At 70.8% G+C, this 13,326-nt stretch carries 9 protein-coding genes and 1 pseudogene; 3 read left to right on the forward strand and 7 right to left on the reverse strand.

The window, feature by feature from the left end:
* Nucleotides 1–148 precede the first annotated feature (148 nt).
* The 7 genes and pseudogenes from IF04_RS0117930 to IF04_RS0117965 form a co-directional block, all read right to left on the reverse strand.
* Entirely contained in the window at nucleotides 149–532 is a 384-nt protein-coding gene (locus tag IF04_RS0117930) for a VOC family protein (protein WP_030258089.1), read from the reverse strand.
* Nucleotides 533–696: 164 nt separating this feature from the next.
* Nucleotides 697–2,298, reverse strand: a complete 1,602-nt coding sequence (gene serA / locus IF04_RS0117935) for a phosphoglycerate dehydrogenase (protein ID WP_030258092.1) — start codon at nucleotides 2,296–2,298, stop codon at nucleotides 697–699.
* A 248-nt stretch (nucleotides 2,299–2,546) separates the two neighbouring features.
* A complete protein-coding gene (gene ilvC, locus IF04_RS0117940) occupies nucleotides 2,547–3,545 on the reverse strand; it encodes a ketol-acid reductoisomerase (protein WP_030258096.1) in 999 nt (332 codons plus the stop codon).
* Nucleotides 3,546–3,692: 147 nt separating this feature from the next.
* Nucleotides 3,693–4,217: an acetolactate synthase small subunit gene (gene ilvN, locus IF04_RS0117945; protein ID WP_030258099.1), complete on the reverse strand. Its 525-nt coding sequence runs from the start codon at nucleotides 4,215–4,217 to the stop codon at nucleotides 3,693–3,695.
* Between the two features lie 32 nt (nucleotides 4,218–4,249).
* Nucleotides 4,250–6,106: an acetolactate synthase large subunit gene (locus IF04_RS0117950; protein ID WP_030258102.1), complete on the reverse strand. Its 1,857-nt coding sequence runs from the start codon at nucleotides 6,104–6,106 to the stop codon at nucleotides 4,250–4,252.
* Nucleotides 6,107–6,313: 207 nt separating this feature from the next.
* Nucleotides 6,314–9,302: pseudogene (locus tag IF04_RS35800) on the reverse strand (putative bifunctional diguanylate cyclase/phosphodiesterase).
* 318 nt (nucleotides 9,303–9,620) lie between these two features.
* Nucleotides 9,621–10,580 (reverse strand): 2-hydroxyacid dehydrogenase, encoded by a 960-nt coding sequence (locus IF04_RS0117965; RefSeq protein WP_030258106.1) that lies wholly within the window; start codon nucleotides 10,578–10,580, stop codon nucleotides 9,621–9,623.
* Nucleotides 10,581–10,668: 88 nt separating this feature from the next.
* Here IF04_RS0117965 and IF04_RS0117970 point away from each other — a divergent pair, with 88 nt between their 5' ends.
* From IF04_RS0117970 to IF04_RS38765, 3 genes are all read left to right on the forward strand, one after another.
* Complete coding sequence (locus IF04_RS0117970; RefSeq protein WP_030258110.1) at nucleotides 10,669–11,661, forward strand: aldo/keto reductase; 993 nt, start codon at nucleotides 10,669–10,671, stop codon at nucleotides 11,659–11,661.
* 228 nt (nucleotides 11,662–11,889) lie between these two features.
* Nucleotides 11,890–13,071, forward strand: coding sequence for a PQQ-dependent sugar dehydrogenase (locus tag IF04_RS0117975; protein WP_030258113.1), 1,182 nt, complete (start codon nucleotides 11,890–11,892; stop codon nucleotides 13,069–13,071).
* A gap of 67 nt (nucleotides 13,072–13,138) precedes the next feature.
* Complete coding sequence (locus IF04_RS38765) at nucleotides 13,139–13,309, forward strand: DUF6191 domain-containing protein (protein WP_245654439.1); 171 nt, start codon at nucleotides 13,139–13,141, stop codon at nucleotides 13,307–13,309.
* Nucleotides 13,310–13,326 lie beyond the last annotated feature (17 nt).

Genomic DNA, 13,326 nt, shown 5'->3' on the forward strand with positions numbered 1-13,326 from the left:
CGCAGCGAGTCGGGAGCACACCGGCCGGGCTCCGGCTACCGGTCCACACCGGCCCCGAGGCCGCTCGTGGGGGCGGAGCGCGGCACCGTACGGCGCGGCGCCCCACCCACCGGTACTACTCCATTCGAGTGACGGCACCCCTCTGGGTTCAGCTCCCGCTGCCGTACGGGCGGGTGATCAGCTCCATGTAGTGGCCGTCCGGGTCGGGGAAGTACACGCCGCGGCCGCCGTCGTTGGTGTTGATCTCGCCGGGGCGGGTGCGGTGCGGGTCGGCCCAGTACGTCAGGCCCAGCTCCTTGATCCGGTCGAAGCTGCGGGTGAACTCGTCCTCGCTGATCAGGAATGCGTAGTGCTGCGGGGTGATCTTGCCGTCGTCCTGCGCGAAGTCGAGGGTGACCCCGTTGTCCATCACCACGGGGAGGAACGGCCCGAATTCGGGCTGCACCTGCAGTCCCAGGATGTCCGCGAGAAACTCCGCCGACCGCTTCCGATCACTGGCGTGCACGATCGTGTGGTTCAGCTCAACTGCCATGGATGGCCTCCCTGTTGTCCCTGCCGAGCCTAGGCGTCCCGGCGGCCGCTGCCATCGTCCGCTGGTCGGAATGACGATTCGGACGGTCCTAGGACGGAAGGCGGGGAACGGCGAAGGGCCCGGACGGAAGAAATCCGTCCGGGCCCTCACGCAGGCGTGCGGCGTCAGTCCGTGAGGTTCACCGTGCGCGCCGAGGTGGCACCGATCTCCTCGGCGATCTCCGTGAGCACCGGGGACGCGATCGTGTCGTCGACGGTCAGCGCGACCAGCGCCTCGCCGCCCACGTCGGCGCGGGAGACCTGCATGCCGGCGATGTTGATGCCCGCCTCGCCCAGGATGCGGCCGAGCGTGCCGACCACGCCGGGGCGGTCGCTGTAGCGCAGGAACGCCATGTGGTCGGCGAGCGCCAGGTCGATGCTGTGGTCGTTGACGGCCACGATCTTCTGCTGGTGCTTGTGGCCGGCCAGCGTGCCGGAGACCGAGATCTCCTCGCCGCCGGAGAGGGTGCCGCGCACGGTCACCACGTTCCGGTGCTCGGGCGACTCGCTGCTGGTGGTCAGGCGTACCTCGACACCGCGCTCCTGCGCGAACAGCGGGGCGTTGACGTACGACACCGTCTCGTCGACGACGTCCTCGAAGACGCCCTTGAGCGCGGAGAGCTCCAGGACCTTCACGTCGTGCTGGGTGATCTCGCCGTACACCTCGACGTCGAGGCGGACCGCGACCTCGCCCGCGAGCGCGGTGAAGATCCGGCCGAGCTTCTCGGCCAGCGGCAGACCGGGCTTCACGTCCTCGGCGATCACGCCGCCCTGGACGTTGACCGCGTCCGGCACGAGCTCGCCGGCGAGCGCCAGGCGCACCGAGCGGGCCACCGCGATACCGGCCTTCTCCTGCGCCTCACCGGTCGAGGCGCCCAGGTGCGGGGTGCACACGACCTGGTCGAACTCGAAGAGCGGGGAGTCCGTGCAGGGCTCGGAGGCGTACACGTCCAGGCCGGCGCCGGCGACCCGGCCCTCCTTGAGCGCCGTGGCGAGGGCGGCCTCGTCCACGATCCCGCCGCGCGCGGCGTTGACGATCCGGACCGAGGGCTTGACCTTGTGCAGCGCCTCGTCGCCGATCAGGCCGACGGTCTCCGGGGTCTTCGGGAGGTGGACGGTGATGAAGTCCGAGACCTGGAGCAGCTCGTCCAGGGACAGCAGCTTGACGCCCATCTGGGCGGCGCGCGCGGGCTGGACGTACGGGTCGTACGCGACGACCTTCATGCCGAAGGCGGACATCCGCTGGGCGACCAGGACGCCGATGCGGCCGAGGCCGACGACACCGAGGGTCTTCTCCGCCAGCTCGACGCCGGTGTACTTGCTGCGCTTCCACTCGCCGTTCTTCAGGGCGGTGTTCGCCTGCGGGATGTTCCGCGCGGTGGCGACCAGCAGGCCGCAGGCCAGCTCGGCGGCGGTGACGATGTTGGAGGTCGGCGCGTTCACGACCATCACGCCGGCCTTGGTGGCGGCGGAGACGTCGACGTTGTCCAGGCCCACGCCGGCACGGGCGACGACCTTGAGCTTCTTCGCGGCGGCGATGGCCTCGGCGTCGACCTTGGTCGCGGAGCGCACGAGGATCGCGTCGACGTCGGCGATGGCGGGGATCAGCTCGGCGCGGTCCGCGCCGTTGCAGTTCCGGATCTCGAAGTCCGGACCGAGCGCGTCGACGGTCGCGGGCGACAGCTCTTCGGCGATCAGTACGACGGGTTTGGCGGAGGCAGTGCTCACGTGGTCTTCAGTCCTCACTAAATCCTTCGCGGACGGCCGTCCCGACGGCCGAAGGCGGTGAAGGGGGCAGCCGCGTGGAAGACGCACGACGTTGTGAGCCTGACGCGCTTGTGGTCAGCAGTGTAGTGGCGTTTCAGGGCTCCTCCTTCGCCGGACCGGAAGGATCACCCGTGCGTGGTTCTACGCAGTGGACAAGGCGGCGGCGGAAGGGGCCGTGCCGATGCGGCACGGCCCCTCGCGCAGGAGGCTTACGCCTCCTCGTCCACCCAGCTCATCAGGCCACGCAGCTTCTTGCCGGTGGTCTCCAGGAGGTGGTCGGCGTCGGCCTTCTTGTACTCGTTGTACTTGGGCAGGCCGTCCGCGTACTCCTTCATCCAGGTGTTGGCGAAGGTGCCGTCCTGGATCTCGCCGAGGACCTTCTTCATCTCGGCCTTGGTGGCGTCGGTGACGATCCGCGGGCCGGTGACGTAGTCGCCCCACTCGGCGGTCTCGGAGATCGACCAGCGCATCTTCTCCAGGCCGCCCTCGTACATGAGGTCCACGATCAGCTTCAGCTCGTGGAGGCACTCGAAGTACGCGATCTCCGGCTGGTAGCCGGCCTCGACCAGGGTCTCGAAACCGGCCTTGACCAGGGCGGCGGTGCCGCCGCAGAGCACGGCCTGCTCGCCGAACAGGTCGGTCTCGGTCTCCTCGGTGAAGGTCGTCTTGATGACGCCCGCACGGGTGCCGCCGATGCCCTTGGCGTAGGACAGGGCCAGCGCGAAGGCGTTGCCGGAGGCGTCCTGCTCGACGGCGGCGATGCAGGGCACGCCGCGGCCTTCCTCGTACTGGCGGCGGACCAGGTGGCCCGGGCCCTTCGGGGCGACCATGCAGACGTCGACGTTGGACGGGGGCTTGATGAAGCCGTAGCGGATGTTCAGGCCGTGGCCGAAGAACAGGGCGTCGCCGTCCTTGAGGTTGTCCTTGACGGACTCCTCGTAGACCTTCGCCTGGATCGGGTCCGGGACCAGGATCATGATGACGTCGGCCTCGGCCGCCGCCTCGGAGGGGCTCACCACGCGCAGGCCCTGCTCCTCGGCCTTCGCCTTGGACTTGGAGCCCTCGTGCAGGCCGACGCGCACGTCGACGCCCGAGTCGCGCAGCGACAGCGCGTGGGCGTGGCCCTGGCTGCCGTAGCCGAGAACCGCGACCTTACGGCCCTGGATGATGGACAGGTCGGCGTCGTCGTCGTAGAACAGCTCGGCCACTTCGGGTATCTCCTTGGTACTAGCTGGTGCCCACAGACTATGCCGGGGCTGGGGGGTGAAAGCTCAGGGTCTCGCCATACGGGCAGCGGCCGCGGGCGAGGGGGTGCGTTCCGGCCGCGGCGGGGTCCCACGGCCGGAGTACGCGGGTCAGGCCGAACGGTCCAGGGCGCGCAGCGAGCGGTCCGTGATGGACCGGGAGCCGCGCCCTATGGCGATCGTGCCGGACTGGACCAGCTCCTTGATGCCGAACGGCTCCAGCATCTTGAGCATGGCTTCCAGCTTGTCGGCGCCGCCGGTGGCTTCGATGGTGACGGCCTCCGGCGAGACGTCCACGGTCTTGGCGCGGAACAGCTGGACGATCTCGACGATCTGGGAGCGCGTCTCGTTGTCCGCGCGGACCTTGACCAGGACCAGTTCGCGGTGGATGGCCGAGGCCGGCTCCAGCTCGACGATCTTCAGGACGTTGACCAGCTTGTTCAGCTGCTTGGTGACCTGCTCCAGCGGGAGCGATTCGACATTCACGACAATGGTGATGCGTGAGATGTCGGGGTGCTCCGTGACACCGACGGCGAGTGAGTCGATGTTGAAGCCGCGGCGGGAGAACAGCGCGGCGATCCTGGCCAGGATACCCGGCGTGTTCTCCACCAGGACGGAGAGCGTGTGCTTGGTCATGTGCTCGGTCTCTTCTCTTCTGTCCTGGCCGGTCAGTCGTCTTCGTTGTCGCCGAAGTCGGGGCGCACCCCGCGGGCCGCCATGACCTCGTCGTTGGAGGTGCCGGCCGCGACCATCGGCCAGACCATGGCGTCCTCGTGGACGATGAAGTCGACGACGACCGGGCGGTCGTTGATGGCGTTGGCCTTGGCGATCACGGCGTCCAGCTCGGCCGGATCCTCGCAGCGCATCGCGACGCAGCCCATGGCCTCGGCCAGCTTCACGAAGTCCGGGCAGCGGGTGCCGGTGTTCGGGGCCGGCTCGTCGTCCGGGCCGCGGTGCAGCACGGTGTTGCTGTACCGCTGGTTGTAGAACAGCGTCTGCCACTGGCGGACCATGCCCAGCGCACCGTTGTTGATGATCGCGACCTTGATCGGGATGTTGTTCATCGCGCAGGTGACCAGCTCCTGGTTGGTCATCTGGAAGCAGCCGTCGCCGTCGATCGCCCACACCGGGCGGTCCGGCTGCCCGGCCTTGGCGCCCATCGCGGCCGGGACCGCGTAGCCCATCGTTCCGGCGCCGCCGGAGTTCAGCCAGGTGGCGGGCTTCTCGTAGTCGATGAAGTGGGCGGCCCACATCTGGTGCTGGCCGACGCCCGCCGCGTAGATCGTGTCCTCGGCGGCGAGCTGCCCGATGCGCTGGATGACCTGCTGCGGGGAGAGGCTGCCGTCCTCGGGCAGGTCGTAGCCGAGCGGGTAGTTCTCGCGCCAGCGGTTCAGGTCGTTCCACCAGGCGGCGTAGTCGCCGGTGCGGCCGGCCTCGTGCTCGGCCTGGACCGCCACGATCAGGTCGGCGATGACCTCGCGGGCGTCGCCGACGATCGGCACGTCGGCCATCCGGTTCTTGCCGATCTCGGCCGGGTCGATGTCCGCGTGCACGATCTTGGCGTACGGGGCGAAGCTGTCCAGCTTGCCGGTGACCCGGTCGTCGAAGCGGGCGCCCAGCGCGATGATCAGGTCGGCCTTCTGCAGCGAGGTCACCGCGGCCACCGAGCCGTGCATGCCGGGCATGCCCAGGTGCTGCGGATGGGTGTCGGGGAAGGAGCCCAGCGCCATCAGGGTGGTGGTGACGGGGGCGCCGGTCAGCTCGGCGAGGACCTTGAGCTCGGCCGTCGCGCCGGCCTTCATGACGCCGCCGCCGACGTAGAGCACCGGGCGCTTGGCGTCGGTGATCAGCTTGGCGGCCTCGCGGATCTGCTTGGCGTGCGGCTTGGTGACCGGCCGGTAGCCGGGCAGGTCGGTCTGCGGCGGCCAGGAGAACGTGGTCTTGGCCTGCATGGCGTCCTTGGCGATGTCCACCAGGACCGGGCCGGGACGGCCGGTCGAGGCGATGTGGAACGCCTCGGCGATCGTCTTGGGGATGTCGGCCGGGTCGGTCACCAGGAAGTTGTGCTTGGTGATCGGCATCGTGATGCCGCAGATGTCCGCCTCCTGGAAGGCGTCCGTGCCGATCGAGGCGGAGGCCACCTGGCCGGTGATCGCGACCAGCGGGACGGAGTCCATGTGCGCGTCGGCGATGGGGGTGACCAGATTGGTGGCGCCGGGGCCCGAGGTGGCGATGCAGACGCCGACCTTGCCGGTCGCCTGCGCGTATCCGGTGGCCGCGTGGCCCGCGCCCTGCTCGTGGCGGACCAGGATGTGGCGGACCTTCTGAGAGTCCATCATCGGGTCGTACGCCGGGAGGATCGCACCGCCGGGAAGGCCGAATACGGTGTCGGCCCCGACCTCCTCGAGAGAACGAATGAGGGACTGCGCGCCCGTGACGTGCTCGACGGCGGAGGCGGACTGCTGAGATCCGCCGGAACGGGCCCGCGGCTGCGGATGGTGGGCCCCGGTGGCCTGCTCGGTCATCTGCGTCTCTTCTCGGAGGTGAGGGTTTTGATGTGGTTTGGCGGTGCTGGTGCAACAAAAAACCCCTCGTGCCGTCAGGCAAGCGAGGGGAGCGCGTCGGTGCGGTGCGCCGGGCTACTGCAGGGCCCGGCTTCAGCCGACGCGCTGTCCAAGTACGAGAATTCGGGTGCGCATGGCTCTGACCTTCCCCCCGGCGCACCTGGAGTGTCAAGTGGGTGGGACAGGGGTCTCACTATTTGAGCGCAACGGGGGATGGCTGATCGCGTCGGGACCGGCCGGTACCTCCCCGGCGCCGAGCCGCCGCGGCAGCTCTCCCAGCCGCCCACCGCCGCCCGGCTCCCGGACGCCGGAGGCCCGCCGCGCGGCCGGCACGGTGCTGCTCAGCACCATCTCGCGCCCCTCGGGCAGCAGTCCGGGAAGGGGATACGCGCCGATACCGAGCGCCCGGCGCAGCCGGTGCTCGTCCAGCGGCCCGGAGAACGCCATGCCCTGGCCGTGTGTACAGCCCATCGCGCGCAGGGCGCTGACCTGCTCGGGCCGGTCCACACCATCGGCCACGGACTGCAGCCCCAGGTCGCCGGCGATCCGCAGCAGCCCCGCGGTGATCTTGTGCAGCCGCGCGGACTCCACGACCCCGTCGACCAGACCGCGGTCCAGCCGCAGCACGTCGATGGGCAGCCGGCGCAGCGCGCTGATCGCGGCATACCCGCTGCCGAAGCCGTCCAGCGCGATGCGTACGCCGAGCCGCCGCAGGGCCGCCAGCCGGCGCTCCAGCTCGTCCAGCGGGATCCTCGGGTCGCTGTCGGACAGTTCCAGCAGCAGCGACCCGGACGGCAGGCCGTGCCGCGCGAGTAACGTCTCGATGCTCCGGGGCGGGAGCTTGCGGTCCAGCAGCCGCCGGGCGGAGAGCCGGACGGCGACGCAGACCGCGTGGCCCGCGCGGTGCCGCCGCGCCGCCTGCTCGACGGCCTCCTCCAGCTGCCAGCGCCCCAGCTCGGCGGTGCGCTCGCCGTCATCCGCGACGGCCTGGCCGCGCTCGCCGACCCGCAGGAATTCGGCGGGGGTGAAGAGGATGCCCTGCGCGGAGCGCCAGCGGGCCTGGGCCGCGACGGCCGTGATCCGGCCACTGGCGAGCTCCACGACGGGCTGGTGGAGCAGCGCGAATTCGCCGTCGTGCAGCGCCGCGCGCAGCCTCGTCGCGATCTCTGAGCGGCGCACCACGTCGGCCTGCATCTGGGGTGCGTACAGCTCCACGCGGCCCTTGCCGGCCTGCTTGGCGCGGTACATCGCCAGGTCGGCGTTGCGCATCAGCCCGGCCGGGGTGACGCCGGGCTCGGCGAAGGCCACGCCGATGCTGGCCGCGACCCGGACGTCCTGGCCGTCGATGCGGTACGGCTCGGACAGCCTGATCCGCAGCCGGTCGGCGATCTCGTGGACGCGGAACTCCCGGCTCGTACGGTCGCGGCTGCCGTCGCCCATGATGAGCGCGGCGAATTCGTCGCCGCCCAGGCGCGCGGCGATGTCGCCGGCCCGTACGGATTCGGCCAGCCTGCGGGCGGCCTGAATCAGCAGCTCGTCCCCGGCCTGGTGTCCGATGGTGTCGTTGACCTGCTTGAAGCCGTCCAGGTCGATGTAGAGCACGGCCGTGTCGTGGTCGGAGGAGCGGCGGCCGCTGACGGCCTGGCTGACCCGCTCGGTGAACAGCGCGCGGTTGGGCAGGTCGGTGAGTGCGTCGTGCGAGGCGTTGTGCTGGAGCTGGGCCTGGAGGCGCACCCGTTCGGTGACGTCGCGGGAGTTGAAGATCAGGCCGCCTTCGTGGCGGTTGACCGTGGACTCGACGTTCAGCCATTCCTCGCCGCCGGGGCGGCCGCCGCCGGCGCGGAAGCGGCACTCGATGCGGGTGGTGGGCTCCGCCTCGGGGTCGGCGGCCAGGAATCGCCGTACTTCGTGCACCACGCGGCCGAGGTCCTCGGGGTGGATCAGGGAGGCCAGCTCGGAGCCGACCAGGTCCTCGGCGTCGCGGCCGTAGACGCCGGAGGCGGCGGGGCTGACGTAGCGCAGTACGCCGGTCGGCGCGGCGATCATGATGACGTCGCTGGAACCCTGCACCAGGGAGCGGAAGTGGTTCTCCTTCTGGGCCAGTTCCTGGGTGAGGGTGATGTTGTCCAGCAGCATGATCCCCTGGCGTACGACCAGGGCGAGCACGACCGTGCAGCCCGTGAAGAGCACGACGTGGTCGATGCGGCGGCCGTCCAGGACGTTGAGCAGGATGCCCAGGGTGCAGACGGCGGCGGCGAGGTACGGGGTCAGCGCGGCGAGCGACCCGGCGATCGGGCGGCTGCCGGGGGGGCACGGTCGCGCGCCGGGTGGCGCGCGTGAAGGCGTCGCCCGCGGAGTCCGTGCCGCAGCGCGCGGCGACCCACGGGGCGTACGCCAGCAGCATGGAGCCGGCGAACCAGCCGGCGTCGAGGATCTGCCCGGAGCGGTAGTGCTCGCGGAGCAGCGGCGAGGTGAACAGCGCGTCGCACAGCACGGTCAGCGCGAGCGCCGCGATGGCGGTGTTGATCGCCGAGCGGTGCGCCGAGGAGCGCTTGAAGTGCAGCGCGAGGACCATGCTGACCAGGACGATGTCCAGCAGCGGGTACGCGAGCGACAGGGCGCCCTGCGCGACCGTCTGGCCCTGGAAGTGGGCGTTGTGCGCGAGCGCCAGGCTCCAGGAGAGGGTGAGCAGCGAGCCGCCGATCAGCCAGGCGTCCAGCGCCAGGCAGACCCAGCCGGCCCGGGTCACCGGCCGCTTGGCGAGCACGAGCAGGCCCACGATGGCGGGCGGCGCGAAGAGCAGGAAGCAGAAGTCGGCGATCGAAGGGCTGGGCACGGGGGCTTCGAGGACGACCTCGTACCATCCCCAGATGCCGTTGCCGAGGCCCGCCATCGCCGAGGAGGCCGCGAAGAGCAGCCAGGCGGGTCGAAAGCGGCTGTGGTGCCTGCGGGCGTACAGCACGCAGGAGACCGCGGCGGCCAGGGCGGCCGCGCTGAGCCCGAAGTCACCCATGATCAGGGCCAGTTTCTCCGAGCCCCAGCCGAACGCGGCGCCCGTGGCGTAACCGCCGCAGACGACGGCGAGTACGATCTGGGGCAGGCTGCTCGCGGGCCGTGGCCGGGCCGGCGGGGCGAGCACCGCGCCGGAGGCGGTCACCGGGCTCTCCCCCGTGCGGCCCACCGGCTTGGTCGTGGCGGGCACGGCCCGCGCTGCGTCCGTATCGCGGTGGGTACGCGCGGAACGCGCGTGTGCTCAGCGGTCCTCGTCTCGGTGGTGCATCGGCCGTACATCGCCCGTCGCCCCCCTAGGTTCCGGTCGTTCGCTGCGCGCCGCCACGTCCCGGCGCGGGCCCCGTTCGGGACGATACACCAGTTCCGTCACACAGGGACATAGTCGCTCTACGGAGCGTGACTGGCAGGCGAGTTGGCCGCACAGGACGCAGTCGTACGACTCCGTAGAGCTACGCGCAACCCGTCAGTCGGCAGTCGTGATGACGTTCCGGAGAGGCTCGCCGGCCGCGAAGAGCCGCAGTTGATCACGGAGAAGCCGCTTCGCACGGGGCAGGAAGGCAGTACTGGGGCCACCGACGTGCGGAGTGATGAGCACGCCGGGAGCGTGCCACAGGGGGTGAGTGGCAGGCAGCGGTTCCGGATCGGTTACATCGAGTGCTGCCCGCAGCCGTCCCGACTCCAGTTCGGCGAGCAGTGCCTTGGTGTCGACGACTCCCCCGCGCGCGATGTTGACGAGCAGTGCGCCGTCCTTCATGCGGGCCAGGAAATCGGCTCCGACCAGGCCACGGGTGTCTTCGGTGAGCGGCGTCGCCATGATCACGACGTCGGCGTCGGGCAACAGGGCGGGCAACTCCGCGAGTGGAAGCACGGGCCCGCGCACGGTGTCACGGGCGGTGCGCGCAATGCGCGCCACCCGCGCACACTCAAAAGGCGTGAGCCGGTCCTCGATAGCACTTCCGATCGAACCGTAACCCACAATGAGGACTGACTTGTCGGCCAGCGAGTCACGGAAGCCCGGCCGCCACTCCCCCGCGTCCTGGGACCGCACGAATGCGGGGATGTCGCGGAGCGCGGCGAGAATGAGCGTGAGGGCGAGCTCGGCGGTGCTCGCGTCGTGCAGACCGCGCGCGTTGCACAGCTGGGCGCCGGCCGGCAGCTGGGGCACGGCGGGCAGCATGTGCTCGATGCCGGCCGTGAGGGTCTGGACGACGCGCACGTTCGCCATCTCCGGGAGCGGCTTCAGGATGCGGTCGGCGGGCTTCATGTAAGGGACGGCGTAGAAGGCGCAGCGGGCGGGATCCGCGGGGTATTCGGGGCCGGCGTCCCAGTGGACGTAGGAGAGGTCCTCGGGGAGCCCGTCGATCTCGGTGGCGGGGATCGGGAGCCAGACGTCGGTGGCGTGAGTGGTGTCTGCGGAAGCCATGGCCCGAGGCTATGCGAAGAGTGCCCGTCATCAGACGTTAGTTTGGTCAGCGCCCTTGACCGGGGCGAGGGGACGGAGGCACGACCAGGTGGAGCGCAGGACAATCGGCGCGGCGGCGCTCGAAGTGGGCGCTATCGGGCTCGGCTGCATGCCGATGAACTGGGGGTACACCGCGTCGCAGCAGAACGGGGAGGGCTCGGTACGCACCGTGCACGCCGCGCTCGACCGGGGCTGCACCCTGCTGGACACCGCCGACATGTACGGCCCGTTCACCAACGAACTGGTACTGGGGCGGGCACTGAAACAGCGCCGGGACCAGGCGTTCCTCTCGACCAAGGTCGGGCTGCTGGTCGGCGACCAGCACATCGTCGCCAACGGCCGTCCCGGTTACGTGAAGCGGGCCTGCGACGCCTCGCTGCGCCGACTGCAGACCGATCACATCGACCTGTACCAGCTGCACCGCTCCGACCCCGAGGTGCCCATCGAGGAGACCTGGGGGGCGATGGCGGAGCTGGTGGCGGCCGGGAAGGTACGCGCGCTGGGGTTGTGCGCCGTGGGCGCACGGGCCCCCCGGCGCCGCGGCGCCCGTACGCACGACCTCACGCTGCGCCAACTGGAGCGCATCCAGCAGGTGTTCCCGGTCAGCAGCGTGGAGGCGGAGCTGTCGGTGTGGTCACCGGACGCACTGGAGGCGCTGCTGCCGTGGTGCGAGACGCGCGGCGTCGGCTTCCTCGCGGCGATGCCGCTGGGCAACGGCTACCTCACCGGCACGCTGACACCGGGCCAGGGCTTCGAGCCGGAGGACCTGCGGGCCCGGCACCCGCGCTTCACGGCGGAGATGATGGCCGCCAACCAGCCGGTCGTGGCGGGACTGCGCCGGGTGGGCGCGCGACACGGCGTGACGCCGGGCCAGATAGCGCTGGCCTGGGTACTGGCCCAGGGCCGCCACGTGGTCCCGATACCGGGCACGAAGAAGGAACGCTGGGCCGCCCAGAACGCCAAGGCGGCCGCGGTGCAGCTGACCCACCACGACCTCGCGGAGATCGCTTCACTGCCGCCGGCACAGGGGTCTTGGGACTGAGGGCGGGTACGGGGGACTTGGACTGAGGGGGCGCGGGTACGGGGTGGCCCGGCGCGGGCACGGGTGGCCCGGCGCGGGCACGGGTGGCCCGGCGCGCCTACGGGGGCGAATCGAACGGCCTTGGCCCCCTGGCCGGGGGTTACCCGAGGAACGGGAGCGGAAACCGGCGCGCGGGCGCGGGGCGTATGTGGTGTGCTGGTGCTTGCCGCCGACGAGAGGAACGCCGCCGTGCCACGCCGTACCGCGACCGCCGTGCTGACCGCCGCCGCCCTGCTCCTGGCGGCGGGCTGCTCCTCCGGGGGCTCCTCGGGCGGCTCATCAGGCGATGGCGGTACGACGGGGAAGTCCTCAGAGCCCTCGCGCGGCGGGAGCGCGTCGGGCTCGCCGCACCGTACCCCCTCCGCCGCCCCCGCGAAGGGCTCGGTGAAGGTGGTCGCCACCCTGACCACCGGGCTGAAGTCGCCCTGGGGCGTGGCCGCGCTGCCCGGTGGTGACCTCCTCGTGGCGTCGCGGGACACCGGGACGATCATCAAGGTGGACGGGAAGAGCGGGAAGAAGACCGAGGTGGGTTCGGTGCCCGGCGTGGCCCCGGACGGCGAGGGCGGGCTGCTGGGCCTCGCGGTCTCCTCGACGTTCGGCGCGGACCACCTCGTGTACGCGTACTTCACCACCGCGTCCGACAACCGCATCGCCCGCATGGTGTACGACGATAAGCGCCCGGCAGGCGATCAACTGGGCGCCCCCGACACGGTGTTCAGAGGCATCCCCAAGGGCCATGTCCACAACGGCGGGCGGATCGCGTTCGGTCCGGACAAGATGCTGTACGCCGGTACGGGCGAGACCGGCGACGGCGAACAGGCTCAGGACAAGGACTCCCCGGGCGGCAAGATCCTGCGGATGACGCCGGACGGCGAGCCGGCGCACGGCAACCCCTCGGCCGGCTCCGTCGTCTATTCGTACGGCCACCGCAACGTCCAGGGGCTGGCCTGGGACGCCGACAAGCGGCTGTGGGCGTCGGAATTCGGCCAGAACACCTGGGATGAACTGAACCGGATCCGGCCGAACGGGAATTACGGCTGGCCGGAGGCCGAGGGGAGGAGCGGCGGGGACTCCTCACACGTACAGCCGGTCGAGCAGTGGCGTACGGCGGACGCCTCGCCCAGCGGGATCGCGTACGCCAAGGGGTCGATCTGGATGGCCGGGCTGCGCGGCGAGCGGCTGTGGCGGATCCCGTTGCGGGGCACGGAGCCGGTGGCGAAGCCGCAGGCGTTCCTGGAGGGGAAGTACGGGCGGCTGCGGACGGTCCTGCCGACCGGGGACGGCGGGCTGTGGCTGGTCACCAACGAGACGGACAAGCGGGGCACACCGGAAAAGGGCGACGACCGGATTCTGCGACTGAAGATCACATGATGTCCTTTTTGCGGCGGGCGTGCCTACACTGACCGCAGTGAGCAGGACGCCACGCCAGGGGGTCGCGATGTTCAACCTCGCCGAAGAGCTCTTCGCGCCGGGCCGCAAGCACACCGAGGACGAGCGGCAGAAGCTCGCGCTCGTAGTCGCGGACATCGGCGACTCCGACCCGGGCCTCGGGCCCATCGACCTCGCCTCCGGGCGGGTGGTCGTACGCCTGCCGCACCCGGCGGCCTGACGGGACCGCCGGCCTCG

This window comes from Streptomyces violens, from assembly GCF_000717745.1.
In the GTDB taxonomy this organism is placed as follows: Bacteria; Actinomycetota; Actinomycetes; order Streptomycetales; family Streptomycetaceae; genus Streptomyces; species Streptomyces violens.